This is a genomic window from Streptomyces sp. WP-1 (assembly GCF_030450125.1).
Lineage (GTDB): Bacteria > Actinomycetota > Actinomycetes > Streptomycetales > Streptomycetaceae > Streptomyces > Streptomyces incarnatus.
Genome location: NZ_CP123923.1, coordinates 2111981 through 2136938 on the forward strand (window position 1 = coordinate 2111981; position 24958 = coordinate 2136938).

The 24958-nt window shown below is 71.6% G+C and carries 20 protein-coding genes; 13 read left to right on the forward strand and 7 right to left on the reverse strand.

Features of this window, described 5'->3' with window-relative positions; translation table 11 throughout:
* Positions 1 to 77 precede the first annotated feature (77 nt).
* Positions 78 to 2585 (reverse strand): SdrD B-like domain-containing protein, encoded by a 2508-nt coding sequence (locus tag QHG49_RS09010; RefSeq protein WP_301488442.1) that lies wholly within the window; start codon positions 2583 to 2585, stop codon positions 78 to 80.
* Positions 2586 to 2731: 146 nt separating this feature from the next.
* On the opposite strand from QHG49_RS09010, the gene QHG49_RS09015 reads away from it, so the two are divergent.
* Complete coding sequence (locus QHG49_RS09015) at positions 2732 to 3550, forward strand: hypothetical protein (protein WP_236576491.1); 819 nt, start codon at positions 2732 to 2734, stop codon at positions 3548 to 3550.
* 253 nt (positions 3551 to 3803) lie between these two features.
* On the opposite strand, the gene QHG49_RS09020 is transcribed toward QHG49_RS09015, so the two are convergent.
* Entirely contained in the window at positions 3804 to 5168 is a 1365-nt protein-coding gene (locus QHG49_RS09020) for a right-handed parallel beta-helix repeat-containing protein (protein ID WP_301488445.1), read from the reverse strand.
* An 87-nt stretch (positions 5169 to 5255) separates the two neighbouring features.
* Between QHG49_RS09020 and QHG49_RS09025 the strand changes: the two genes are divergently transcribed.
* Positions 5256 to 6434 (forward strand): Dyp-type peroxidase, encoded by a 1179-nt coding sequence (locus tag QHG49_RS09025; protein ID WP_301488447.1) that lies wholly within the window; start codon positions 5256 to 5258, stop codon positions 6432 to 6434.
* 99 nt (positions 6435 to 6533) lie between these two features.
* On the opposite strand, the gene QHG49_RS09030 is transcribed toward QHG49_RS09025, so the two are convergent.
* On the reverse strand, positions 6534 to 7256 hold the full coding sequence (locus QHG49_RS09030) for a DUF4232 domain-containing protein (RefSeq protein ID WP_301488448.1): 723 nt from the start codon (positions 7254 to 7256) through the stop codon (positions 6534 to 6536).
* Positions 7257 to 7598: 342 nt separating this feature from the next.
* On the opposite strand from QHG49_RS09030, the gene QHG49_RS09035 reads away from it, so the two are divergent.
* Positions 7599 to 9917 (forward strand): helix-turn-helix domain-containing protein, encoded by a 2319-nt coding sequence (locus QHG49_RS09035; RefSeq protein WP_301488450.1) that lies wholly within the window; start codon positions 7599 to 7601, stop codon positions 9915 to 9917.
* Between the two features lie 256 nt (positions 9918 to 10173).
* Complete coding sequence (locus QHG49_RS09040) at positions 10174 to 11211, forward strand: C40 family peptidase (protein WP_159705816.1); 1038 nt, start codon at positions 10174 to 10176, stop codon at positions 11209 to 11211.
* 351 nt (positions 11212 to 11562) lie between these two features.
* Here the strand turns inward: QHG49_RS09040 and QHG49_RS09045 are convergent, their stop codons facing one another.
* The gene (locus QHG49_RS09045) at positions 11563 to 12321 is read right to left on the reverse strand and encodes a helix-turn-helix transcriptional regulator (protein ID WP_301488453.1); all 759 of its coding nucleotides are present in this window, start codon (positions 12319 to 12321) and stop codon (positions 11563 to 11565) included.
* Positions 12322 to 12743: 422 nt separating this feature from the next.
* Here QHG49_RS09045 and QHG49_RS09050 point away from each other — a divergent pair, with 422 nt between their 5' ends.
* From QHG49_RS09050 to QHG49_RS09060, 3 genes are all read left to right on the forward strand, one after another.
* The gene (locus QHG49_RS09050; RefSeq protein ID WP_301488455.1) at positions 12744 to 13187 is read left to right on the forward strand and encodes a hypothetical protein; all 444 of its coding nucleotides are present in this window, start codon (positions 12744 to 12746) and stop codon (positions 13185 to 13187) included.
* 127 nt (positions 13188 to 13314) lie between these two features.
* Entirely contained in the window at positions 13315 to 13836 is a 522-nt protein-coding gene (locus tag QHG49_RS09055) for a regulator component (RefSeq protein ID WP_159705812.1), read from the forward strand.
* Positions 13823 to 14986 (forward strand): MAB_1171c family putative transporter, encoded by a 1164-nt coding sequence (locus QHG49_RS09060; RefSeq protein WP_159705810.1) that lies wholly within the window; start codon positions 13823 to 13825, stop codon positions 14984 to 14986. The genes QHG49_RS09055 and QHG49_RS09060 overlap by 14 nt, the downstream gene beginning before the upstream one ends.
* 54 nt (positions 14987 to 15040) lie before the next feature.
* Here the strand turns inward: QHG49_RS09060 and QHG49_RS09065 are convergent, their stop codons facing one another.
* A complete protein-coding gene (locus QHG49_RS09065; RefSeq protein ID WP_159705808.1) occupies positions 15041 to 15871 on the reverse strand; it encodes an SDR family NAD(P)-dependent oxidoreductase in 831 nt (276 codons plus the stop codon).
* 334 nt (positions 15872 to 16205) lie between these two features.
* Here QHG49_RS09065 and QHG49_RS09070 point away from each other — a divergent pair, with 334 nt between their 5' ends.
* Genes QHG49_RS09070 through QHG49_RS09080 form a run of 3 tightly spaced genes read left to right on the forward strand, consistent with a single transcriptional unit; the run spans position 16206 to position 19276 of the window.
* Positions 16206 to 17348, forward strand: coding sequence for a glycosyltransferase 87 family protein (locus tag QHG49_RS09070; RefSeq protein WP_236576489.1), 1143 nt, complete (start codon positions 16206 to 16208; stop codon positions 17346 to 17348).
* Positions 17345 to 18076, forward strand: coding sequence for an FkbM family methyltransferase (locus QHG49_RS09075; protein ID WP_159705804.1), 732 nt, complete (start codon positions 17345 to 17347; stop codon positions 18074 to 18076). The genes QHG49_RS09070 and QHG49_RS09075 overlap by 4 nt, the downstream gene beginning before the upstream one ends.
* Positions 18077 to 18106: 30 nt before the next feature.
* Positions 18107 to 19276, forward strand: coding sequence for a glycosyltransferase family 4 protein (locus tag QHG49_RS09080; RefSeq protein ID WP_301488462.1), 1170 nt, complete (start codon positions 18107 to 18109; stop codon positions 19274 to 19276).
* 31 nt (positions 19277 to 19307) lie between these two features.
* Here QHG49_RS09080 and QHG49_RS09085 read toward each other — a convergent pair whose 3' ends face one another.
* Together QHG49_RS09085 and QHG49_RS09090 are read right to left on the reverse strand one after the other, a co-directional pair.
* Entirely contained in the window at positions 19308 to 19964 is a 657-nt protein-coding gene (locus QHG49_RS09085) for a response regulator transcription factor (RefSeq protein ID WP_236576488.1), read from the reverse strand.
* Complete coding sequence (locus tag QHG49_RS09090) at positions 19964 to 21241, reverse strand: sensor domain-containing protein (RefSeq protein WP_159705800.1); 1278 nt, start codon at positions 21239 to 21241, stop codon at positions 19964 to 19966. The genes QHG49_RS09085 and QHG49_RS09090 overlap by 1 nt, the downstream gene beginning before the upstream one ends.
* Before the next feature lie 147 nt (positions 21242 to 21388).
* Between QHG49_RS09090 and QHG49_RS09095 the strand changes: the two genes are divergently transcribed.
* From QHG49_RS09095 to QHG49_RS09105, 3 genes are all read left to right on the forward strand, one after another.
* Complete coding sequence (locus QHG49_RS09095; protein ID WP_301488466.1) at positions 21389 to 22135, forward strand: ABC transporter ATP-binding protein; 747 nt, start codon at positions 21389 to 21391, stop codon at positions 22133 to 22135.
* Entirely contained in the window at positions 22135 to 24120 is a 1986-nt protein-coding gene (locus QHG49_RS09100) for an FtsX-like permease family protein (RefSeq protein WP_301488468.1), read from the forward strand. The genes QHG49_RS09095 and QHG49_RS09100 overlap by 1 nt, the downstream gene beginning before the upstream one ends.
* Before the next feature lie 154 nt (positions 24121 to 24274).
* Positions 24275 to 24937, forward strand: a complete 663-nt coding sequence (locus QHG49_RS09105; protein WP_301488469.1) for a response regulator transcription factor — start codon at positions 24275 to 24277, stop codon at positions 24935 to 24937.
* Positions 24938 to 24958: the final 21 nt, after the last annotated feature.

A 24958-nucleotide genomic window follows, 5' to 3' on the forward strand; every position in this document is an offset into this window, starting at 1 on the left:
CGGTGCGCACCGGCCCGTCTTCCCTAGGGGGCGTGGGGGTCGTAAAGGGCCTGGTGGCCCCAGGGGTTCGGGATGTGTCAGGGGCGCCTGGTACGACGCCTGCGGCCGAAGTGGACGGCTGCCGCGCCCGCGCTGAGCAGCAGGGCGACGAGGGCGAGGATCCTCCCCATGTCGGCCATGCCGGTGCTGGCGAGGGGGCCGCCGCCGCCCTGATCGGTGCCGCCCGGGGCCGGGCCGGTGGACGGTGCGGCGGTCGGCGGCGCCGAGGGTGAGGGTGTGGATGCCGAGGGCGACGGGGTGGGGGTCGGCGGCTTCGCCTTGGGGATGTACACGCCGGCGTCGATGGTGTGGTCGACACCGCCCGGCCTCGCGGGTGCGGTGACCGGCGCCTGCCCACTGCACAGCTGCCCGGTGGTCGGCGGGGTCACGTTGGAGTCGTGGGCCCGGTCGGTGCCGACGCGCGGGAGGGTGAACCTCAGGTCGTCGGCGGCGGGTTGGCCCGGCACGCCGCTGGTGTCCGCCGTACACACGTCGAACTGCACGGTGTACTTCGCGCCGGGCGTCAGCTGGTAGTCCGCGCCGACCCCGCCGAAGTAGTACTCCCCGTCGGCGTCGGTCCTCGTCGTGGCGACCTGCTTGCCGTCGGCGTCCAGCAGGCTGACCGTCGCGCCCGGCAGCAGCACCTGCCCGGCGTCCTGGATGCCGTTGTGGTCGCCGTCGTACCAGACCACGTTGCCGATCTGGATCGGCGCGTTGGCCGCGGCGTACGCGATGTCGCCGAGGCCGCCGGCCTTGCCGAACCCGTTCTGGTTCGGGCCGATGAACTGGTAGGCGTTGGCGGCCGGGGCGTTGCCGGGCCCGGCGCCGGTGGTGATGTCGTAGTAGCCGGTGCCGTCGGTGATGACGTTGCCGGTCGGGTCCATCTGCGTGCTGACGACCCACTGCTGCTGCGGGATGTAGGCGACCGAGCCGAGCGAGGACTCCTGGTGCGGTCCGGGCTGGGTCGCGGAGCCGCCGTTCGGGAAGAAGTCGCCCGGGAAGTACTCGACGACGCCCGCCGCCTCGGCGCCGTCGACGGCGGGAGCGGCGTGGTTCGGGCAGGTTCCGGTGCCTTCCCAGTCGTATCCGCCGGTGGGCTTGGCGCAGGCCATGTTGATGTCGCCGCCGGACATGCCGTTCTCGGCGTCGTCGTTCGACGGCCTCGGGTCGAGGCCGCCCCAGCTGACGATGTCCATGAACCGGTCGCGGAAGCCGAGGACCATCGAGCCGTCGCGGGCGAAGGCCATGGAGGCCAGTTCCGGCTGCGGGTCGATCATCGTACCGTTCAGTTTGAAGCTGTCCCAGTCCTTCGGACTGCCGTTCCACGGGTTCCAGAAGTGGGCCTGCGGGAAGGCGGCGTCGCTGCTGAGCACATTGCCGCGCTGGTCGGTCAGCGCGTGGGTCAGCACCGGGGTGAACCGCTTGCCGTCGTAGGTATAGACGACGGCCTTCAGGTCATCGCGCTTCTGCGTGCTCTCCGCGTCGCACACCCCGCCGATGTACAGGGTGTTGTCATGGGTGGTCAGTCCGAAGGGCCGCCAGTCGCCGGACGCCGCGCAGCCCGGGTCCGGGATCGGCACGGTCGCCCGGGGCGCCGAGGCGGAGGTGCCGGTCGCGTCGAAGCTCACCAGTGACCGCGTGCGCAGGTCCACCGCGTACAGCGTCGAGCCGTCCTCGGACAGGGCCAGCCCGCCGATGCTCTCCTTGCCGGGCGCGTCGGTGAAGCCCGCGTCCTTGATCAGACGGGCGGTGTCGTGCGGGGTGACCGAGGCGCCCGGCACCTTCGCGAACAGCTTCGGGGCGCCCCCGCCGGTAGCCGGCACGGTGTAGATCGCATCGCCGCCGTCGGGACCGTACTTGGTGTACCGCCGGGCGAACTCCGCCTGGAAGAGCCGCTGTCGGCCCTTGTCGTAGGCGAGCCCGAACGTGGTGCCCACCTGTTCCTGTGTGTCGAGTACGTCCGGACACGCCGACTTGTCGGGGCAGTTGCCGCGGGCGCCCGTGCCGAAGGCCACCAGTGCCCGGGTGTCCGTGCCGCTGCCGCCGTTCTGGACCGGCACGAAGTACCGGGAGTCCGGCAGGGCGTAGTCGGCGGCATCCCAGACACCGGTGATCACCGAGGCGTCCTTGCCGCCCGCGACGTCCGCGAACGAGGTGAAGCTGTCGAAGTGGTTCTCCGCCGTCGAGGCCGGCGCCGCCCGCAGATAGTCGCTGTAGGGCGCGGGGACGGTGACGTCGACGCGGTACCGGCCGCCGGACAGCCCCTTGTCGGAGGGTTGGACGACGACCTTTCCGGTGGCGTCCGTGACGCCGGTGACATGGTGCCCGGCGGGGTCGGTGACATCGACCTTCATGCCCCGTTGCGGGACGTCCATGGTCGTGTTGATGACACCGGTGCCGAAGAAGTCCCGCAGTGTCTCGACGGTCAGAGTGCCGTCGGAGGCCGAGGCGCCGGCCTGCCCGGCGCTTGTCGCGATCGTACCGGTGGCGCCGCCCATCAATAACAGACCGGACAGCCCCACCCGCAGCAGCCTACGTAATGGCATCGCATTCCTTCGCGTTGTCTACGTCATCGCCCGACGCGGCAGAATGACGGCAACCCCCGCTCGGAGAGTACAAGTTGACGTCGCGTCATATGACCGAAACGGGAAAAGAGAAGACACGTCCGCGGCAGCTGTTAGCATCGCGCCGCGTGCGGACCAAGAGAATCGAGCGAGGTCTACGGCGGGGTACGGCGGACGGGCGCCGCCGATGGCGCGGACCGGCTTGGGTCGCGGGCGCGCTCGCCCTCGCGGCCGTCGCGGCGACGACGTTCTTCCTCATCGGCGACGGCGGTGACTCGGCGCCCCGGCGCGCGCTGACGCCGGACGAGGCGAACCGGCTCGCCATCACGCGCTTCCTCAACTATCAGGCGGGCGGGCGCGCGGTGACGATCACCGTGCCGAGCACCGCCGGTGGCCTGGTGATCACCGGGTCCGTCGACTACCGGGCCGGGATCGGGTACGGGGTGGTGCGCGGCGCCGGGCGCGACACGTCCGGTGACGGGCTGATCCAGTGGACGGCCGCCGCCGTACTCGTCCACCCCATGGCCGACGCCCCGGCCACGGCACCGCCTTCGCCGCCCGCGTCCGGCTGGTACCGCCGCCCGCTCCAGAAGTCCGGCAGCTCGCTGGACAGTTCGCTGGCCATCGCGCTCGGCCTGGGCAGCGACCGGCCGGACAACGCGGAGTTGCTGCCGCAGAATGGCGCGGAGACGGTCGGGCAGGACACGGTGCGTGGCCATTCGGTGGAAGTCATGACCGGGCCGAACGCGCATGCGAAATTAGGCACTTCGGGAGCCGCCGCCACATCCAATACCGGGGATTCCGTTCGGTATTGGATCGGCGCGGACGGGACCATGTATCGGGTGCGGGCGAGCGTGGCTTCCGAATCGCAGCCGGTGGTCATTGATTTCGACGACCGGAAATACGTTCCCGTGCGGCCCGCACCAGGGGTCACACCGGCCGGGTAGCGGGCGGGAGGGGTGGTCGATGGCAGGGGCGGGACGGCCGGAGGCAGGGTGATGGGGTGGCCGGAGGCAGGGGGGCGGGGTGGCCGGAGGCAGGCGGTGGGGCGGCCGGAGGCAGGAGGTGGGGCGGCAGATGGCGTGGCGGCCGGGCCCGACCCCGTCGTCCTCGGCCTGGCCCCACCCCGTCGCTCACGGCCTGGTCCGTCCCCGTCCCCGTCCCCGCCCCCGTTCCCGTTCCCGTTCCCGTTCCCGTCGTTCAGGAGATCCGCACGCGCGCGTCGGTGGCGAGCAGTGACGTCGGCGGCAGGGGAATGTTCGCGATGTCCGGGAGCACCGGAACCGCCGGCACCTCGGTGGCGCCGGTGGTCGTGGCATCCGGGAACTGCGGCTGCGGGCCGGGCGCGGCCACCTCGGTGAACGGGATGCCTCTGGGCCCCGTCGGCGCCGTCCAAGTGCCAGACGGGGAGGGTGAGTCGGCTGCCGCAGGACACCTCGCCGTCGTGGCGAGCCGCGCGGGCACGGTCGTACGAAGCGCATTGCCGTGCAGGCAATTGCCCTTGCCGTGCGTGGCGGTGGGGAACGTCCAGCCGACGTCGACGCCGTTGCCGGCGAAGGTGTTGTCGGTGATCCGGTTGCCGTCGGGCGGTACGTCGGCGGTCGCGGTGATCACGAACCCGGCGTTGGTATTTCCGGTGACGCGGTTGCGGAGGAACCGGTTGTCGCTGCCGCCGTCGACGCCGATACCGATCCCCCAGCCGCCGTCGGCCTGTTCGGGGGTCCGGGTCTGCTGGTTGTCCGCGATCAGGTTCCCGGCGACGACGGCTCCGCGCTGCGGAAGCAGCTTCTCCTGGTGGTCGGAGTCGGTGGTCAGGCCGACGCGGTTGCCGACGAGGCGGTTGCCGACGACGTACATGTCGCCGCTCGCGTTGGTGCCCTCGTATCCGACCGCGTTCAGCTCGGCGATGTTGTCCCGCACCACGACCCGGCACGGCTTGCACTGTCCGACGTAGATCCCCGAGTCGGCGCCACCCGAGGTGTAGGAGTGCTCGATGACGCCGTTCTGGGCGGAGAACGCGTAGATGCCGTACAGCCCGTTGCGGGTCGCGGTCACGTACGAGACCAGGAACGACTTCAGGAAGGTGACCGGCTCATCTCCCGTGTCGTAGCCGCCATTTCGCCCCGGCAGTCCGGCCACCGCCGCCGCCGAACCGGTCACCAGCACCCCGTTCTGCGTGTTGTTCTCCACGGTCAGGTTCTCCACGGCCACCCCGGGCGCCGCCACGACGACCCCGTTCGGCTGCCGCAGCCGCCCGTCGATGACGACCTTGTCCCGGGACGCGCCGCGCAGGGTGACGCGGGGCGTCTTGATCCGCACCGACTCGTGGTAGACGCCGGGGGTGACCAGCACCAGATCACCGGGGTGGGCCAGGGACACCGCCGCCGAGATGGTCGGGGCGTCGGCGGGCACGTGGATCGTCACCCGCGCGCCGTCCGGTCGCCGGCCCGTGCCCGATCCGCCGTCACCACCGCCGCCGCCTCCGTCGCCACCACCGCAGCCGGTCACGAACGCCAGCGCGCCGAGTACTGCCACCGCCATCAGGCGAAGAGCTGATCGAGGCATGATCCCAGTCTGGCACGATGGCGAATTCCGCACCGGAATAAGGAACTTGAGCGGCATGGGCGTTTCGGGTGTGGCACCCTGCACCCCATGCACCGAGCCGATCACCGCCCGTCACGCCGCGCGTTCCTCGATGTCACCGGCGCCATGATGGCCGCGGGTCTCACGGCCGGGTGCACGGCGGACGCCAACGGGCCGGGGCGGCACGGCGCTTCCGCCAGGACGACAGAGACCCGGGTCCCGGCGCTGGGCCCGCACCAGGCGGGGGTCACGCTTCCCCAACCGGCCCAGGGCAACCTGCTGATCGTGGTCGCCGACATCGGTACGACCGTGCCAGTCGAACCGCTGCTGGCCGAACTCGGAGCGTCCATCCGTACGTTGACAGCGGGGACCGACCCCCGGCTGCTGGGGCTCTCGCCGGGCGACCTCACCGTGACCGTCGGCGTGGGCCCCCGGCTGGTGCGTGCGGCCGGTGCCTCGCTGCCCGGCGCGACCGACCTTCCGCGGTTCTCCCGCGAACGCATCGCCCCCGGGGCGCGCGGCGGTGACCTGCTGCTCCAGATCTGCGCGAGCGACCCGCTGGTCGTCCCGGTCGCCGCCGCCGCGCTCCTGGACCGGGCCGGTGACCGCGTCCGTGAACGCTGGCGGCAGTCGGGGCGCCGCGGTACGAACGTGCCCGTCGGTACGGATCTCGCCGCGCCGCGGAACCTGCTGGGCTTCATCGACGGCATCGTGGGTCCGCACACGGCCGCCGAACAACGCCGCGACCTGTGGCTGACCGGGCCGCCCGCGGTCACCGGGGGCACCCTGGCCGTCGTACGACGCATGGAGCTGGACCTGCCGCGGTTCGCCGCCCTGTCGGTCGCCGAGCAGGAGGCGGTCTTCGGTCGCCGCCGGTCCAGCGGGGTCCCGCTCTCCGGGGGCACGGCCGCCTCGGGTCCGGATCTCGGGGCCAAGACGCCCGACGGCCGCTACCTGGTCCCCGCGAACGCCCATGTGCGCAGGGCCCACGCCAACGTGGTCGGCGCAGGCCTCATGCTCCGCCGCTCCTACAGCGTCGACGAGCCCGCCCCCGGTCTGCTCTTCATCAGCTTCCAGAACGACCTGCGGACGTTCACCGCCACGCTCACCCACATGGACGCCGCCGACGCGCTGCTGGATTTCACGACGACGACGGCGGGCGGGACGTTTCTGATCCTGCCCGGGTTCGATCGTCAACGCCCTTTGGGGGCAGGGTTGTTCGGTGACGGCGGTGACGTCGTACCGTGATGCGATCACACCGGCGTGGGCCAGGAACACGACACCGACACCGACACCGACACCGGTGTGATCGTGGGCGTGTGGCGGGTCCCCGGCCCGCCGCGCGGCTCAGAAGTCGTCCGCGCCGTTGCGGAGTTCGGGGGTCCAGTACCCGGTGAGGGCCTTCGCCGGGTCGACGGCGATGCCCTCGCTGCCGGGCGCGGTGACGGCGATGACCGTCGGGTCGCCCGCGAGCATGACGGAGAACGCGGTCACGGGCTCGTTGTCCTCCTCGCGCCCGCCGTCCGACAGCTTGACCAGGGCGTAGGCGGGGTCACCCGCCGCGAGCACGACCGGCGCCTCCGGCTTGCTCTTGGCCACGGCCGGCACGTCCTGCTTGTGGCTCTCCAGGAACTGGATGTGCGGGAAGCCGGTCAGCCGGCAGGAGTGGCGGGAGGTGTTCTTCGCCGTGAGCACGATGTGGGTGTACGGCGGGCCGCCCTGCGTGGCGGCGGTGATGTGGACGTCCCCGGCGGTGCAGACCGGGGTGGAGGCGGACGCCTGCTCGCCGGAGGTACCGGATGTCCCGGTGGAGCCGCCGCGGTGGGAACCGGCCGCACCCGACGATCCGTTGGAGCCGTTCGAACCGGAAGAGCTGCCCGTACCGGCCGAGTTGGTGGACCCCGCCGTACCGGACACGTCGGTCGCCTTGCCGCTCGGCGGCCGCACGGTCACCGAAGAGCCGGACTTCGGCGCCGACTTGGTGTCACCGTCACCTTGGCAGGCGGTGAGGGACAGGACGAGGACCGTGCCCGTGGCGGCGAGCAGGGCGGTGCGGTGGAGCGCGTTCATGGAGGTTCCCCCGTTGGGTGGTGAAGGGCCGGGGCTCGGCGCCCCGGCCTGAGGTCGTGCTGTTCCTGTTACGTGGTTCTCCGCGCCCCACCCGGCCGCCAGTCGGTCGGAGGGTGCGCGCGAAGTCGTACGGCGGGAGCGCGAAGCCGGGCGACGGAGTGCCCACGAACTCGCCGGGACCGGCGTGCGCGCGGTACGGCAACTCGGTTGTCGGTGCCCGGAGTTGAGTCCACCACCCCCGGCCCGCGCGTCCCATGCGATTCCACCGGCAGAAATGCCGTCCGCCATACTTCTGCCGGGGGCTCGCATCCGGACGAGCCGGACGGTCAGGGGGCTTCGACGGTGCGCGACGGCACGCCTGTCACAGGAGACTTCGGGCAGCGGCTGCGCCATCTGCGGACCCGCGCCGGACTGAGCCAGGAGGCGCTCTCGCACGCCGCCGGGGTGAGCGTGCGGGCCCTGGCCGACATGGAGCGCGGGCGCACCCGGGGACCGCAGCGTCGTACGGTCCAGATGCTGGCCGGGGCCCTGGGCCTGGACGACACCGAGGCGGCCGACCTGGAGAAGTCCGCCGCCGTGGGCCGTCCGCGCCCCCGCACCGCCACCGGACCGGCCGGCCCCGGCACCCTGGCGCTGCCCCGCGACATCAAGGACTTCACCGCTCGCGGTCCGGCCCTCGGCCGGCTGCTGGAGCTGGCGCGGGACACCGGTCCTGACCGGCCGGCGGTCACCGTGGTCACCGGTCAACCCGGCCTGGGGAAAACCACGTTCGCGGTGCACGCCGCGCACCGCCTCGCCCCGCACTTCCCGGACGGGCAGTTCGCGCTGGACCTGCACGGCATGGACCCCGAGCCGACCACGCCCCGGGACGCGCTCGCCCGGCTGCTGGGCGCGATGGGCATCGCCGACGCCGCGATACCGGCCGGCACCGACGACCGCGCGGGCCTGTGGCGATCCCTGGCCGGCGACCGGCGGATCCTCCTGCTGCTGGACAACGCCGTCGACGAGTCCCAGGTCAGCCCGCTGCTGCCCGGCTCCGGACCGGCGCTGACCATCGTCACCAGCCGGCACTCCCTGGCGGGTCTGGAGTCCGTCCACCGCACCGGTCTGGCCCTGCTGCGGCGCGAGGAGGCGGTCCAACTCCTGACCCGCATCATCGGCCCGGACCGGGTACGGGCGGAGGCGCAGGCCGCGCGCGACCTCGCCGACCTGTGCGGACATCTGCCGCTGGCCGTGCGGATCGCCGGGCAACGGCTCCTCAGCCGCCCGCACGAACGTCTGAGCAAGCTCGTCACCCGCCTCGCCGCCGAGGGCCGCCGACTGGACGGCCTCCAGGCCGGAAGCCTGCGGGTGCGTGCCGCGTTCGCCCTGTCGTACCGCCAACTGCGCCCAGATGTACGGACGTTCCTGCGCCGTGCCGCACTGGCCGCCGGTGCGGACTTCAGCCCGGAGACCGGCGCACTGCTGGCCGGGCTGTCCTACGACGACGCCGTCGCCTGCGCCGAGGAGCTGACCGACGCCGGGCTGCTGCAGAGCGATGCCACCGCCGAGCGGTACCGCTTCCACGACCTGCTCAGGCTCTACGCGGCCGAGCAGGTCGCCCTTGAGGACGCCCCCGAGCTTCGCGACGCCGCCCTCGACCGGACCACGCGGTGGATGCTGCGCCGGGCCACCGCGGCCGCGCTGCACTTCGACGTGGAGCACGAGGGGAGCCCTCCGGGCGGTGCGTACGACGGCGACCCCGACCCGGACAGCGCCCCCGCCGGCCGGGAGGAGGCGCGGGCCTGGCTGGAGGCCGAGCGCGCCCAGTGGCTCGCCGCGCTGCGCCGGGCCCATGAGACCGGCCGTCACCAGCAGGTTCTCGACGCCGCGCAGGCGATGCACTGGTTCTCCGACCTCAACCAGCACTGGGAGCAGTGGGTGGAGGTGTTCCAGCGCTCCGCCGACTCCGCGCGCCTGCTGGGCAGCAGACGGGACGAGGCGATCCACCTGAACTACCTCGCCTGGTCCTACAACATGTGCGCCTACGACCCGCACAGCGCGCTGGCCACCGCCGATGCCGCGCTCGCGGCGGCCCGCGACTGCGGGGACGGCCTCCAGGAGGGCTGGGCGCTCGGCTACGGCGCGGGCGCGCTGCACCGGCAGGGCCTGGTGCCGCAGGCGCAGGCGCGGCTGCGCGCGGGGGCCGGCTGCCTGGCCTCGCAGGACTCCGCGCAGGCCCGGCTGGCCGAGCTGACGATCCTCAACTCCCTCGGCACACTGCTCCGTCAGGCCGGTCAGCCGGTGGAGGCGCTGGAGACCCACCGCCGCAGCGAGCGGATCTGCCGCGCGGGGATCCCGGGCCGTACGGACGAGCTGATCGCGCTGTACCACGCGGTCGCCCGCCAGCAGATCGGCAACGACCTGGCCGCCCTGGAACGCTGGACCGAGGCCGAACCCCCGCTCCGCCAGGCCCTCTCCGCCTTCGACGCCGCCCAGATGCCCGCATGGGCCGCCCCGGCCCGCCTCGACCTGGGCCACGTCCTCAGTGCCCTGGGCCACCCGGAGGCCCGCGCGACCCTGCTGGCCGCGCGAGACGACCTCACCGAACTGCGCAGCCCACGCCAGACGGAGGCCGCCGCGGCACTGTCGGCCCTGGACGAGACCACGGCCACGATGTGAGGCACGGCCACCGGCGACGCGGTCGGTCCCGCCGGTGAGGGACGCCCAATTCCGCGATGCCGTGCGCTCGTTGCCTCAGGCGACTGCGTCCCGTCGACCGACCGCGAGGCCACGCAAACGTTTGATCCAATGGTAAGAAATTCATTAAGGTCATGCTCCAACCCCCGTTTCAGTGCTCACTCGAACGGAGTGACGGCGGAGGGTCCCGCCCACCGCCGTGCTGGCAGGCGGCTGAAGGAGCAAGGAGTTCGCCCCCGTGGCCTCCCATCGACGACCCAGGCAGCCCAGCCGAACGCGTGTCACCGTACTGACCACCGCCGCAGCCGCAGCCGTCGCCCTGAGCGCGCAGGCCGCCAACGCCGCACCGGGCCAGAAACCCGGCAAGGACGAGGTCAAGGCGAAGGTCGACAAGCTCTACGAACAGGCGGAGCAGGCGACCGAGAAGTACAACGGCGCCAAGGAGAAGCAGCAGAAGCTCCAGAAGGAGATCTCCGCGATCCAGGACGGTGTCGCCCGGGGCCAGCAGGAGCTGAACAAGCTGCGGGACGGCCTGGGTTCGATGGCCAGCGCGCAGTACCGCTCCGGTGGTCTCGACGCCTCGGTCCAGCTCTTCCTGTCCTCCGACCCGGACGACTTCCTGGACAAGGCGTCCACGCTCGACCAGTTGAGCGGCCAGCAGGTCGCCGCCCTGAAGAAGATCCAGGCCAAGCAGCGCGAACTGGCCCAGCAGCGCGCCGAGGCCACCGAGAAGCTCAAGGATCTGGCCACCACCCGTACCGAGCTGGGGCACAAGAAGCAGGAGATGCAGGGCAAGCTGGCCGAGGCGCAGAAGCTGCTCAACACCTTGACCGCCAAGGAGAAGACGGCCCTCGCCGACGAACAGCAGCGGGCCAGCCGCTCCGCCACCGAGCGGGTGCAGCTCGGCGACGAGAACTCCGCCTCCGGCAGGGCCGCCGCCGCTTTCGCCGCCGCCCAGGGCCAGCTCGGCAAGCCGTACTTCCGCGGCGCCACCGGCACCGCCTCCTACGACTGCTCGGGCCTGACCTCCTGGGCCTACGCACAGGCCGGCGTCCACATACCGCGCACCTCCGAGGAACAGGCGGGCATCGGCACCCGCCTCACCCGGAGCCAGCTCCAGGTCGGCGACCTGGTCTTCTTCTTCGACGACCTCCACCACGTCGGCCTCTACGCCGGCAACGGCCAGATCCTCCACGCCCCGCGCACCGGCACGGTCGTGCGCTACGAGTCGATGGACACCATCGGCGGGCCGTTCATGTTCGGCGTCCGGGTCTGACCCACGTCCCGGCCGACACGGACCGCCCGCGCCTTCGAAAGGGAGGGCGCGGGCGGAACGGTCGTACGTCGGCATCAAAACCCTGCCGCGCGCCTGCGGTCCGGACGGACATGACGCGCTGCTCGGCGGCCGCCGCAGCGCGCAGCCAGTTTCCCGGCGCCTTTGCGGGACGCAACGCGGCGAACTGCGCGAAGACCGAGCGGATGCGCACACAAGCCGCGGATCAGGAGACCTTCGCCCGGAGCGGGTGATGCGTGGTCTTTCTGCCGACGTCACATCCGCCGGCCCCGGAGCGTCAAACGAACATCATGGCCGGATTCGCCCCCTTATGACCGCTGTCCGTCCGGCCTGTCAGTCCTGCCGGCCGAGAACCGCCTCACCGAGGTGTGTCAGCCGATGCATGGTCAGGTTGTCGCGGCGCTCGGCGGAGACCAGCCCGGACCGGCGCAGGATGCCCAGGTGCCTGCTGACGGAAGGGTGCGAGAGGTCGAGACGGCGCGCTATCTCGCCGATGGACACGGGAGCCTGCAAAGTCTCCAGGACGTTCGCACGGGTCTGTCCGAGGAGCTCGCTCAGAGCTGCGGCCCGGTCCTCTTCCTCCTGCTGCCAGAGCCCGGCCGCCGATTCGGTGGTGGGCGTGACGTTGTAGACAAGGACGGGAGCGTCGTGGCCCCCGGTCTGCGCGTCCAGGACCATGGGACCGGGCGCGAACAGCGACGGGGCGATGACCAGGCCCTGCCCGCACAGCTCGATGCCATGCCCTTGCCGCTCGTTGTCCACGTGAAGCAGCGGGGCGCGCCAACTGATGTCCGGGTGCAGTTCGTTGAGGACACCCTCGACGCCGCCGGAGAGGACGGCGCGTCCGCGTGTCTCACGCTCCAGCCGCAGGTAGTTCCGTATGCGCCCCCAGAAGGGCACGACGGCCACCGAGCGGAAGCGGCGGATGTCGGCGTGAGGTGCCGACCCCGGCCCCCGCAGCCTTCTCCGTACTTTCATGCGCCACTCCGCGAGCTCGTCCGGTCGCACCTCCGTGTACCTGAGTTCGGCGAAGCGGGCCTCGATGTCCGGCCCGAGGGAGTCGACGAAGCGAATACGGGAAAGATCTTCCACCGTGAGACGCAGGCAGACCACTGCGCTATCTCCTCAACTCGACACGTGCGATTCGTGGGTCATGTGGTCGCAGTTCGTCTGGCTGTGGAGCGGATGTCATGCCTGCTGTTCCCCCTGTGCTGTTCCCTCTCGGCACCCCCGCGGCGCCGGACGTGCCGACGAAGAACGCGTGGCGGGTCACCGGGTCGTCAGGCGTTCCCCATACGCATAGGCCGACACAAGCACTCGGGAACCGTACTCAGCGGATGAAAGGGTGTCAACTGATCCGCTGGGGCCCTCATTTCCCGCGTCAGGGCGGCCACGCGACGCGTACCGGCTCCGCGCTCAGGGCTGGACGGCCTCCGGGAATGGTTGTGCGCACATCGAGTGCCATATCTTGTTGACGGGACACAGGAGCGGCGTGGCACACAGGAGTTGGAGAATTGGCCAGTATCAGCAGCGATGACAAGGGCACCACAGGTCCGGCGTCCCTGGCTCGGCGGCTTGAGGACATCATCAACGCGTACTACCGGGGCAACCGGCCCCCTTACAGCAAAATCGCCGAAGAAATCCACGAAAGCACAGGGCGTACATTTTCGGCCACCTACCTCTGGGAGTTGGCGACGGGGCGGAAACGGAACGTCACCCGCGACCATCTCCGCGTCCTGGCCGAGCACTTCGGCGTCACACCGGACTACTTCACCGACGAGGAGGTCTCGGAGAGGGTGCGGCGCCAGATGGAGTTCGCCGTCGCCCTGGGGAACAACAAGGTCCGCACGCTGGCCTTTCGCGCCGATGGCCTGTCGGAGGCAGGACTCGACGCTCTGCTCGCGCTCGTGAACGCGATGTCCGACGAGTCCGGCGCGCAGGGACGCCACAACCGATAGGAATCATTCAGAGCGCCGGCGCGTTAACGACCGACGAGAGCAGAAGCAACGATGCCCGCTCACGCACCCACTCAGGCGCCCTGTGACGTTTCCGTGGTTGCGTCTGCCGGGACGGGGGTGACAGCAGGTGAGAAGGACGGGCGACTACGCCGAGTTGCAGCGGAAGTGTACGGCTATCCTGCGCGATCTCGGGATGCACGGGTCATTGTCCCTCGACGCGATTCTTGTGCGGGTGGAGGAGCTGAGGGGCCGCCCGCTCGTTCTGAAAGAGCTGCCGGAGCAGGCGGCGATCGCCGGAGCCTGCGGTCTCTGGCTGGGTACCGATGACGCCGATTACGTCTTCTACGAGGCGCGTACGGCGCCCCTGCATCGCGAACACATCATTCTGCACGAGATCGGCCATGTGCTGTGCGACCACCACCGGGGGACGACGGCCCACGGCGATGAACTGGCGGGTCAGCTCCTCGGCGGCCTGCAGCCCCACCTCGTCAAACGATTGATGGCACGCACCAGTTACACGACCACCGAGGAACAAGAAGCCGAGATGATTGCCAGCCTTATACAGAGCGCCGGAAAGACGGGCCCCATGGCCGGCCCGCTGGGACGACTCGGCGCCTTCCTGGGAGTGACGGTCGATGTCGGCGAGTGAGCTGGCGACTCAGGTGGGGCTCGGCAGCGTTTTCATCATGTGGTTCGCCGTCGTATGCCGCGCCCGGCCCGCGTTGCGTCAGGCCCAGCAACGGGGACTGTGGCTCAGCGTCCTGGCCGCGACCGTCGCCATCACCCTCTTCCAGCCCAGGATCGTCGAACTGCTCACGGACGCCGGCACGGACGTCCGCACCATCGCCCTGGTCCGCAACCTGATCGGTGTCCTCAGTGCCGGGCTGGTCCTTCTCTTCATGGTCGACTCCACCCGCGCTCGCCGCCTGCACCTCTCCGTCGTGGTGGGGCTGGCGGCAGCCATGGGCGCGTTGCTCGTCCTGAGCCTGTTGCAGGCGGTCCACCCCGGCGAGAGCGCTCCCTCCGTTCAGGGACCCGCCGATGCGGGGTCCGCCTACTGGCTGATCCTCGTCGTGGCCCATCTGGTCGGTGACGCCGTCGCCCTCACGGTGTGCTGGTCGTACAGCCTGCGTACCGCAGACCGCGATCTCGTCTGGTCGCTGCGGCTGTTCGCGGTGGGAAGCGTCTTCGCGGTCGCCTTCTGGGGCGGCTATCTCTGGTACCTCTTCGGCGGCGCCCCCGCCATCCTTCCCTACCTGTCGCTGGTCATCGGCGTTCACGGCATCATCCGGGCGGTATCACTGCTGGTCCCCACGGCGACGGCCGCGGCCCGAACCTGGACTGCTCTGCGGGTCACCTGGCGGCTGTGGCCGCTGTGGCGCGATCTCGTCGTGGCAGTGCCCCAAGTGGCGCTTGCCAGTCCACAGCAGACCAGGATCCAGGAGGTGCTGCGCCCGCGTTCCCCGCTGGCGCTGCAGGCGCACAGACAGACCATCGAGACCTATGACGCGCTCCTGGTGCTCCAGCAATACTCCCGGCCCGGCGCCTACGAGGACGCGCGCCGACACGCCCAGCGGGCAGGAGTGCGGGACGACCGGCTCGCCGCCGCCGCACTCGCCGGCGCACTGGGACAGGCGAGGCGGGCCAAACTCGTCGGTGCGTCACCGTCCGCCGCCCGCCCCCTCCCCGGCGTGGAGCACGGAAGCGCGGCGACCTTGCTGACGATCGCCCGGATGTGGCCGTCGATGACGGACGCGCTGCCGTGCGACAGCGAAGCCGTCGCGGCCCGGCGGCCCTGACCCACCCCCTCGCGAGCGACAGAGGACGGGCCGGGAGCCGCGGGACCGACGGTACTACCGACGAGTGCCCGCCTCGTCGTCGCGCGGCACCACACGGAAGTCGAAGCCGAGCGTCCCGGGGTCCAGGGCCGTCGCCCCGCCGTCGACGGTGAGCACGGCGCCATTCACATACGACGCCGCGGGGGACAGCAGCCAGGCAACGGCCTCCGCGATCTCCCGCGGCTCACCCGGACGACCCAGCGGAAGGAATCCGGTCACCTCCTCGTAGGCCGTGTCCACGCCGTCTCCCGGCAGGTCCGCTTCGGCGGCGAAGCGCGCCATGCGGCGGTCGGCCATCTCGCTCCGCACCCAGCTCGGGCACACGACGTTGGCTCGCACCCCCTGACCGCCGTAGTCGACGGCGACGGAACGGCACAGCTGGAGCAGGGCTGCCTTGGACGTGGCGTACGGCGCGTTGCTCGTGCCGTTGCGCAGCGCGGACACCGAAGCGACGGCGACCACCGCGCCGCTCGCCTCCAGCAGGTGCGGGATCGCCGCGCGCAGGAGCAGCAGTGGGCCGGTGACATTGGTGCGCATCACCTCGTCCCAGTCCTCCAACGACAGGTCGCCCACGGCCCCTCCGCGCCCGATGCCCGCGTTGAGCACCACTCCGTCGATCCGTCCGTACGCGTCCAACGCTGCCGCGACGAGACTGTCGGCGGCCTCGGGGTCCCGCACGTCGGACGGATGCGCGAGCGCCCCGGTCTCTTGTTCGAGGCGTCGCAACGGCTCGCTGCGCCGGCCGGAGACGACCACATGGTGCTCTCCCTCGCGCAGCAGCCGGGCGGTGGCCTCCCCGATGCCCGTACCCCCGCCGGTCACGATGACAACTCGCTTCTTCTTCACTGCTGTTCTCGCTCCTTCAAGATCGCAGGGCGCCACCGAGCGTAGATCCCGCTGATCCCTTGCTGACGACTTTGAGACAAGCTGACCTGCCCTGATGCCGAGACCCCCTGCGGTACACATCGGTTCCATGGTCGGGTAAACCCGACCTTGAGGTCTCGACCTGGCTGTCATGCCCCGGCAAGGCGCTCCCCGGTGCAATGGACGGGTGCTGACTCATAGGCATCAACTTCCCTCGGACAACCGCGCATTGTGGTGTTGCGGCTGGCTCGCGGCCGCCGTATGGGCCGCCGTCTTCCCGCTGATCACGGCACCCGAGCCGCACCGTTTGTGGGGCATGAGCGCCTGCGCGGGCTACCTCTGCGCGGCGGTCGCCGCGTTGTCACCGCGCCGGCGCGGACATGCCGTATCGGTCTGGCTCGCCGTCGGCGGTGCCGTCGTCGTGCCCCTCGCACTGCTGGTACTGACCGGCTCGGCGCAGAGCGAGGTCGGCGTGATCGAGCGCGCCGGGCTGCTGACGGTGCACCAGTCCACACCGTACCTGGCGCATCCCCGCACTGTGGCCGAGGTCACCCCGTACCTGCCGGGCATGGCGGTGTTCGGGCTGCCGCGTGCGGTGCTGGGCGACAGCGGCGCACTGCCCAGGGTGCTGGGTGACGCCCGGCTCTGGTGTGCGGCGGCGTTCCTCGGCTGCCTGTGGACGGCTCGGCGTGCGGCCCGGCGCCCTGCCCGCGGTCCGAGGGCGGCTGCCGGAAACACGACGAGCATGTACGGTGTCGGCGCGTTCGTCGCCTCACCGGCCGTGGCCCTGCCGCTGTGCGTCAGCGGCGTGGACCTGCCGCTGATCGGGCTGCTGGTTCTCGCGCTGGCGTATGCGGCGCGGGGGCGGTCGTCGGCCAGCGGTCTCGCGCTCGCCGCTGCCTGCTCCCTCAAGTGGACGGCCTGGCCCGCCGTCGCGGTCGCCGTGGCGCTGCTCGCCCGCCGGGGCGGCCCCCGCCCAGCTGTGCGCGGGGCGGCCGTGGCAGTGGCGGGCACGGCCCTGCTCGTTCTGCCGAGCGCGCTGTCGTCACCCGGGCCCCTGGTGCAGCAGGTGTTCGCCTTTCCGATCGGGCGGGGGCCATGGGAGACTCCGGCGGCCAGCCCGCTGCCGGGCAGACTGCTCGCCGACGGCGGGCCGGCCGGCTGGTACGCGGCGGTCGCCCTGCTACTGGCCGCGGGGCTGGCCGTCGCCCTGTCCCTTCTGGTACGGCCGCCGCACGATCTCGTGTCGGCCGCCGACCGGCTCGCCGTCGGTCTGTCCGCGGCGTTCCTCCTCGCGCCGGCCGGACGCTTCGGGTACCTCGCCCTGCCGGTCGCCCTGGTCGTGTTCGCCCGGCTGTTGGGCGGCACCGAGCGCAAGGAGCCCGCGCACGGCCTCGTCGTACGGGACTCCCGGCCTGCGCGTCCCACCCCCGTGGCGGCCCCGGGGGGCACCCGGTGAGGGCCCGTCGTATCGCGGCGGTGGCGGCCACCCTGCGGTGGGGCGCCCACCGGTTCCCGTTCGTCGAGGACGAGGTGGCGGGTCTACGGGCGTTCGTACCGGCGGGATCGGTGTGCGTGGACGCGGGCGCGGAGTACGGGCTGTACACCTGGGTGCTGGCCGCCCTGGCCGGGCCGTCCGGCCGGGTGCACAGCGTCGAGCCGCTGCCCGGTCCCTACCGCCTGCTGCGCAGCACCGCGCGGCTCCTGGGCGCCCGCAACGTGACCGTGCACCGCGCCGCCCTCGGTGACTGGTGCGGATACGGAACGCTCAGCCTGCCGGTACGGCGAGGTCTGCCGGTGCACGGGCGGGCCTATCTCACCGCGGGCGCGGACGGGCCCGGCCCCAATACCGAGTTCCGCGACTCCCGCACCGTGCCGGCCCCGGTCCGGACCCTCGACCAGCTGGCCCAGGAGATCGCCCTGGAGCGGCTGACGTTCGTCAAGGCCGATGTCGAGGGCACTGAACTCGCCCTGCTGAAGGGAGGCTCGGCCACTCTGCTCCGCCACCGGCCCACGCTGCTGCTGGAGATCGAGCGGCGCCACCTGGCGAAGTACGGCGCGGATCCGGCCGATGTCCTCACCCACCTGCGGGACTTGGGCTACCGGGCCCACTGCTGGCGCCGTGGCCGCTGGGATCCCGTCACCCGCATCACCGACGACCGCCGCAACTACCTCTTCACCACCTGACCGTCCCCGTCCCGAAGGCAGCGACCGACCATGGGCACCACTCTCATCGTCACCAACGACTTCCCGCCCCGCCAAGGGGGCATCGAAACGTTCGTCCACGCCATGGCGACGCGCATACCCGACAACGACGTGGTCGTCTACACGTCCGGTGAGCCGGGCGCCGCCGAGTACGACGCCACGCTGCCGTTCCCGGTGGTCCGGGATCCCAGCGGCAAGCTGCTGCCCACCCCCAGGGTGACCCGCCGCGCTCTGGAGATCGCCCGGCGGTACGGCTGCGACCGGGTCTGGTTCGGCGCCGCCGCTCCCCTCGCGGCGATGGCGCCGGCACTGCGGCGCGGCGGGATCCAGCGGATGGTGGCCACCACGCACGGTCACGAGATCTGGTGGGCACGCACACCGGGCGCCAGGCAGGTGCTACGACGCATCGGCGACCATGTGGACGCGGTCACCTACCTCGGCGAGTACACCCGGCGTCGTATCGCGCCGGCGCTGGGGCCGCGGGCCGGACTCGCGCGGCTGGTTCCCGGCGTGGACACCTCGGCGTTCCTGCCGGAGCCCGGCCGGGCCCGGCAGATCCGGGAGCGGCACGGCATCGTGGACCGCAAAGTCGTCCTGTGCGTCTCACGGCTGGTCCGGCGCAAGGGCCAGGACATGCTGATCCGGGCGATGCCCCGCATACGGCAGGCCGTGCCGGAAGCGGTGCTGGTGATCGTGGGCCGCGGCCCGGACGAGCACCGGTTGCGCCGGCTCGCACGGCTGCACGCCGACGGCCACGTGGTGTTCGTCGGCGGGCTGGATCACGCGTCGACGGCTGCGTACTACTCGGCGGCGGACGTGTTCGCCATGCCGTGCCGGACCCGCAAGGCCGGGCTGGAGGCGGAAGGGCTGGGCATCGTGTTCCTGGAGGCCGCCGCCAGCGGGCTGCCCGTGGTCGCCGGAGACTCGGGGGGCGCGCCGGACGCGGTCGTCGACGGGGTGACGGGGACCGTCGTGGACGGCACGGATGAAGGGGCCGTGGCCCGTGCTGTGACGGGGATCCTGCGCGACCCGGACAAGGCCGCGGCGATGGGCGAGTCCGGCCGGTCCTGGGTGGCTTCGCGGTGGTCCTGGGACGTGTCGGCACAGCGGCTGGCCCAGCTGCTCTCCCCCGGTGCGGATCTCAGCGCGGCGGTGTCCGAGCGAAGTGGCGGGGAAGGCTGACGGAGCCGCGGCCTCCTGAGGGTGCCTCCGCTCAGACTCGCGGGGGCTGCCCGCGCAGGTGGGCGAGGACGGCCAGGACTCGGCGGTTGCCCTCCGCCGGGTCGAGATCCAGCTTCATGAAGATGTTGCTCGAGTGCTTGACCACCGACGCCTCCGTGATGGTGAGCCGCTGCGCGATGGCCTGGTTGTTGAGGCCTTCCGCCATGAGAGCCAGTACCTCCCGCTCGCGGGGCGTCAGGCGCTGCAGCGGCTCGTCGGCGGCACGCTGCTGCAGCAGCACGCGAACCACTTCCGGATCGATCACCGTCTGCCCGTCGGCGATGCGGTCCAGCGCGTCGAGGAAGTCGGCGACCTCTCCGACCCGGTCCTTGAGCAGATACCCGAGTCCCCCCTCGGCCGGCGAACTGCCGCTGAACAACTGTGTCGCGTAGGCCGTGGCGATGTACTGCGACAGCACGAGCACCGGCAGGCCGGGGTGCCGGCCGCGCAGTTCCAAAGCCGCCTTCAGCCCTTCGTCGCGGAAGCCGGGCGGCATCCGGACATCGGTGATGACCACGTCCGGCCGGTCGGCGTCCACGGCACGCGCCAGTTCCCCGGCATCCCCGACAGCGGCTGTCACCTCGTGTCCGACCTGGGACAGCAGCTCCACCAGGCCGGCGCGGAGCAGGACGGCGTCCTCGGCGAGCACTATGCGGAGCACGGCACCTCCGCCCGCAGTTGCGTGGGTCCGCCGACGGGACTTGTCACGACGAGTCTCCCTTTCAGAATGGCCACGCGGTCCGCCAGTCCCTGCAGACCGGCACCGGCGGCCGGATCGGCGCCGCCGTGCCCATTGTCGGTGATCAGCAGGACCAGCTTGTCGTCGCGCAGCCGTCCGACGACGGTGACCTGGTCGGCACCGCTGTGCTTGGAGGCGTTGGTCAGCGCCTCGGTGACGGTGAAGTACGCCGTCGTCTCGATGGCCGGTGGCAACCGGTGCGGCAGATCGATGTCGACGGTCACCGGGATCGGGTTGCGCAGGGCGAGTTCGGCGAGAGCGGCGGGCAGGCCGTGGTCGGTGAGGACCTGGGGATGGATGCCGCGGACCAGGGAACGCAACTGGCCCAGGGCCTCGCGGGCCTCGCCGCGGGCTCGGGCGATGAGCGCGACAGCCGGCGAGTCCTGGCCTCGCAGCTCCATCTCGGCCAGCCCCAGGGTCATGCTGAGTGCCACGAGTTGCTGCTGGGCGCCGTCGTGCAGATCGCGTTCGATGCGTCGCCTCTCGGCTTCGAAGGCGTCGATCAACCGGGCGCGGGAGCGGGTCAGTTCGATGACCCGGGAACTCAGGTCCTCGTCCCGCGCCGACAGCAGGAACTGGGCGACCCAGACGTGCGCGCCGGTGAGCAGCCCGCCCACGTAGGCCGAGACGAACAGCCCGAACAGGCCGATGGCGCTGCCCGGCAGGGCTGCCACGGGGTCGGAGATGGACCTGCCGGGCACCAGCATCACCGTGTCGGGTGCGATCGCCCACACGATGGCCGGTGTCAGCGTGAGGATCACCGACAGGCCGAACAAGGCGGCGAAGCCGAACCCCGTGGTGGTGGAGACGACCCCCAGGGCGAGCGTGTACCCCAGTTCCCGCCATGTGGCCCGTTCACGCAGCCGGGTGCGCAGCCACGGCCAGGCACCCGTACCGGGCAGGGAGCCGTGCGGGTCGAGGAGGGGCTCCGGTTCCACAAGCCGTAACCGGCGCCGTTCCAGGGCGGCGACGGGGATGCCGGAGACGGCGACCGCCATGAGGACGAGCAGGCCGACTCCGACCACGGACAGGCCGACGCCGACGAAGAGGAGGGCGGTCAGCAGGAACAGCACGGCGAAGCCGAGGACGGTTCCGCTCAGCAGGAAGGCCCAGCACCGCAGCGGCCACGTGGAGAAGGCGAACCGCAGGGGGTTCCGCCGTAAGGACTCCCAGACGGCGACGGTCATGGTGCGTGTCCCTCCGGGGCGTGCGCGTGCGGGGCCACCGGCTACTCTATCCGGCCGGCGCGCCCGGCGGATGGTAGGGAAAACCCGCCCCCCGGGACTCTGCGAAGGTCCACTGACCTGGGCGGCCCGCTCTGCTGGACTGGGAGCATGTCATTGCTCACCGATGTCCAGCTTCCCGCTGTCCAGCTGGCCGCCGTCTCCAAGAGTTACGCGGGCGCCGCGAGCCCGGTCCCGGTGCTGCGCGAGGTCAGTCTGGGCTTTTCGCAGCGCGCGATGACCGCTGTGATGGGCCCGTCCGGCTCCGGCAAGACGACACTGCTGAACTGCGCGGCCGGTCTGGACAAGCCCGACAGCGGCAGGGTCCTGCTCGGCGACACGGATCTCGCCGCCTGCGACGAGAGGGAACTCACCGCGGTCCGCAGGAGCCGGATCGGCTTCGTCTTCCAGCAGTTCAATCTGCTGCCGATGCTGAGCGCGTACGAGAACGTGGCGCTGCCGCTGCGGCTGCAGGGCCGGCGGGTGAAACGGGACCGGGTCCTGGAGGCCTTGCGCGAGGTGGGCCTGGAGGACAAGGCGGACCGACGGCCCGCGCAGCTGTCCGGCGGCCAGCAGCAGCGGGTGGCGATCGCGCGCACGCTGGTCGCCGAGCCCGAGATCGTCTTCGCCGACGAGCCGACCGGGTCTCTGGACCGGTCCAGCGGCCGGCAGGTCATGGAACTGCTGCGGACCGTGGTGGACCGGGCGGGGCGCACGGTCGTCATGGTGACGCACGATCCGGCGGTGGCGGCCTGCGCGGACCGGGTCGTGTTCCTCTCGGACGGCCAGGTCGTCGGGCGGCTCGACCACCCTACGGCCGACGCGGTCGCCCAGCGGCTGAGCATGTGGGAGCGGTGATGTGGCGGATCTCCGTGCGCTCGGTGCGGCACTACTGGGCCCTGTTCACCGGTACCTTCGTGGCCCTCACGCTCGGCGTGGCGCTGATCGGCGTGTCCGCCTCGGCGCTGGCCGCGACCTGGGCGGTGCCGACCTCGACGGATGCCGGCCGCCCTTCGGTGACGCTCACGGACGGCACCGGTGCGGCGCACACCCTGTCCGGCGGTGACGTGGACATGGGCGGGGTGCAGAGCGTGCTGGCGATGGCGGGGGTGGTGTCCGCCTTCGTGACGATCGTCGTCGTCACCGGCACCTGCGCGTTCGGCATCGCCCTGCGCCGACGCGACATGGGGCTGCTGCGCCTGGTGGGCGCGGGCGGGCCGCAGGTGCGCCGGATGGTGCTGGGCGAGGCGCTGGCGGTGGCGGTGCCCGCCGCGCTCGTGGGGTGCGCGGTCGCCGCTGTGACCGCGCCGGTCGCCGTCGGGGCACTCAACGGCACCGGCCTGTCCCCGGTCGATTTGCGGCAGGGACCGTTGCTCTGGCCGCTCGTGTTCGCGGCGGGCAGTGGCCTGTTCATGGCCGTGCTGGGAACCCTCGCCGCGTCGAGGCGCGCCGCCCGGGTCCGCCCGACGGAGGCGCTGCGCGAGGCGGACCTGGACGCCCGGACCATGACGGCGGGGCGCGGGGTGACGGGCGGGCTGGCGCTGGTGAGCGGTGCGGTGATGCTGGCTCTGGCGCCCGGCGCCGGGGCGGAGGCGGCGACTCCGCTCGCGTTGTTCGGCACCATGGCGCTGGCGGTCGCCGCCACGCTGCTGGGACCGGTGTACCTGCCGCCGCTGCTGAGGCTGATGGCGCTGCCGCTGCGCTGGCTGGACCCGGTGGCCGGGCGCCTGGCCGCCGAGTCGGTGCGTACGTCGCGGCGGCGCACGGCGTCCCTGGTGGGGCCGGTACTGGCGATCCTCACGGTCGTCGGCGCCTTCACCACGGTGCTGTCCACCACGGGCGCGGCGACGCAGGCGGACGACCGTGCGCGCACGGTCGCACAGCTCGTCGTGGAACCCACTCGGGGCGACGCGCTGAGCGCGGCCGACATCAAGGCGCTACGTGCCGATCCGGCGGTGGCGGCCGTCTCCGCCCCCGCCGAGCTGGAGGTGGCGGTGGCGGGCCCGTACTCGGTGTGGAAGGAACAGGCGGCGATCGCGGACCCGCCGGCCCTGGCCCGCACGCACCGGATCTCCGTGGTCGGCGGAACGCTCGGACCGCTACGGCCGGGGACGGTCGCCGTGTCGCGGGAGTTCGCCGACTGGTACGGGAAACGTGCGGGATCGACCGTGACCTACGGGTTGTTCGGCGGTCGGCCCATCAAGGCCCGCGTGGTGGCGGTGCTGGACGGCGGCTCGGCCGTGCCCTCACTGCTGCTGCCGGACGGTGCGCGGGGTACGGCCCCGGCCCCGTCGCGTGCCACCGTGCTGCTCCACGAGGAGGCCGCGGGCTCGGCACGGGCGACGGCCGCCGAGCTGACCGCGCGTCTGGGGGGCGACCGGGTCAGGGTCGTGCCGTCGGCGCAGTGGCTCGGCAGGACGGCGACCGACCAGGACCGGCTCAACCGGCTGGTGCTGGGAGTGCTGACGGTGCCCGCGTCCCTGTACGCGCTGATCGCCGTGGCGGGCACGCTGGTGATGTCGTACAGCCGGCGCGGCGGGGAGGTCGCGGGTATGCGGATGCTCGGCGTCAGCGCGGGGCAGGTCCGCCGCATGGCTCTGTGGGAGACGCTGTCCACCTCCGCGCTGGGTGTGCTGATCGCGGCGGGAGTGGTCGCGCTGGGTGCGCGGGCCTACCGGGGAGCGCTCACCGTGTTCGGTGGCGAGGCGCCGCTGAGCGTGGAGTGGGGGATGCTCTCGGCACTTACGGCGGCGTGCGTGCTCGCGGGGGTGGTGGTGAGTCTGGCGGCGTCGGGGCGTTTGCTGCGGCAAGCCGGCGTCTCGATGGTCGCTTCCCGCCGGTAGGCCCGTCGGGCCCCTGGCCGCGCCTTGCCGGGCGTGGCGTCGTCCATCGTGCCGCCCTATGCTGATGCCCCCCATACAACTTCACTTCTTTCAGCCATCGGGTGGCATCATGCCCGGCCATTGGCTGGCACGATCCTAACGAGCGGGAGTCTCCATGCGCGTCGCGATCGCCGAGGATTCCGCGCTCCTGCGAGCCGGGATGGCGAGGCTGCTGGCGGACGAGGGAATTGAAGTGGTCGCCTCGCTGGGCGACGCGACGGGGATTCTGGAAGTCGTCCGTACCGCTCGGCCGCATGTGGTCATCATGGACGTCCGCATGCCGCCCACATTCACGGACGAGGGCATACGTGCCGCTCTGGACATACAGCAGCTCCGCACGGACACGGCCGTGTTGCTCCTTTCCCAGTACGTGGAGCCCACCTATGCGGAGGAGTTGGTGCGGAACGCGTCGGCAGGGGCGGGTTATCTGCTGAAGCAACGCGTCGGAGATTTCGAGGAGTTCCTCTCGGCCCTGCACCGGGTGCAGCACGGGGAGACCGTCCTTGACTCCGACGTCTTCAAGCAGTTCGTCGGCAGTCCGCGCGAGAAGCGTGCCACCGAGTTGCTGACACCGCGCGAACGCCAGGTACTCGAACTCATGGCGACGGGGCTGACCAACAGTGGAATCATGAATCGGCTCGGTATTTCCGAACGCGCGGTGGAAAAGCATGTCACGTCGATCCTGGGCAAGTTGCAGATTCCCAACTCGGGTGAGAACCATCGCCGGGTGCTGGCGGTGCTGGATTATCTACGGGGCCTGGACAGGCTGAAGGACTGAGCCGGCTGACGTATCGCAATT

What these genes read in the sequence shown, in the direction of transcription:
- QHG49_RS09010 (WP_301488442.1), bottom strand. Translation starts at nt 2,585, where the DNA reads ATGCCATTACGTAGGCTGCTGCGGGTGGGGCTGTCCGGTCTGTTATTG.
- QHG49_RS09020 (WP_301488445.1), bottom strand. Translation starts at nt 5,168, where the DNA reads ATGCCTCGATCAGCTCTTCGCCTGATGGCGGTGGCAGTACTCGGCGCG.
- QHG49_RS09025 (WP_301488447.1), top strand. Translation starts at nt 5,256, where the DNA reads ATGCACCGAGCCGATCACCGCCCGTCACGCCGCGCGTTCCTCGATGTC.
- QHG49_RS09030 (WP_301488448.1), bottom strand. Translation starts at nt 7,256, where the DNA reads ATGAACGCGCTCCACCGCACCGCCCTGCTCGCCGCCACGGGCACGGTC.
- QHG49_RS09060 (WP_159705810.1), top strand. Translation starts at nt 13,823, where the DNA reads ATGTCGGCGAGTGAGCTGGCGACTCAGGTGGGGCTCGGCAGCGTTTTC.
- QHG49_RS09070 (WP_236576489.1), top strand. Translation starts at nt 16,206, where the DNA reads ATGAGCGCCTGCGCGGGCTACCTCTGCGCGGCGGTCGCCGCGTTGTCA.
- QHG49_RS09080 (WP_301488462.1), top strand. Translation starts at nt 18,107, where the DNA reads ATGGGCACCACTCTCATCGTCACCAACGACTTCCCGCCCCGCCAAGGG.
- QHG49_RS09090 (WP_159705800.1), bottom strand. Translation starts at nt 21,241, where the DNA reads ATGACCGTCGCCGTCTGGGAGTCCTTACGGCGGAACCCCCTGCGGTTC.
- QHG49_RS09095 (WP_301488466.1), top strand. Translation starts at nt 21,389, where the DNA reads ATGTCATTGCTCACCGATGTCCAGCTTCCCGCTGTCCAGCTGGCCGCC.
- QHG49_RS09100 (WP_301488468.1), top strand. Translation starts at nt 22,135, where the DNA reads ATGTGGCGGATCTCCGTGCGCTCGGTGCGGCACTACTGGGCCCTGTTC.
- QHG49_RS09105 (WP_301488469.1), top strand. Translation starts at nt 24,275, where the DNA reads ATGCGCGTCGCGATCGCCGAGGATTCCGCGCTCCTGCGAGCCGGGATG.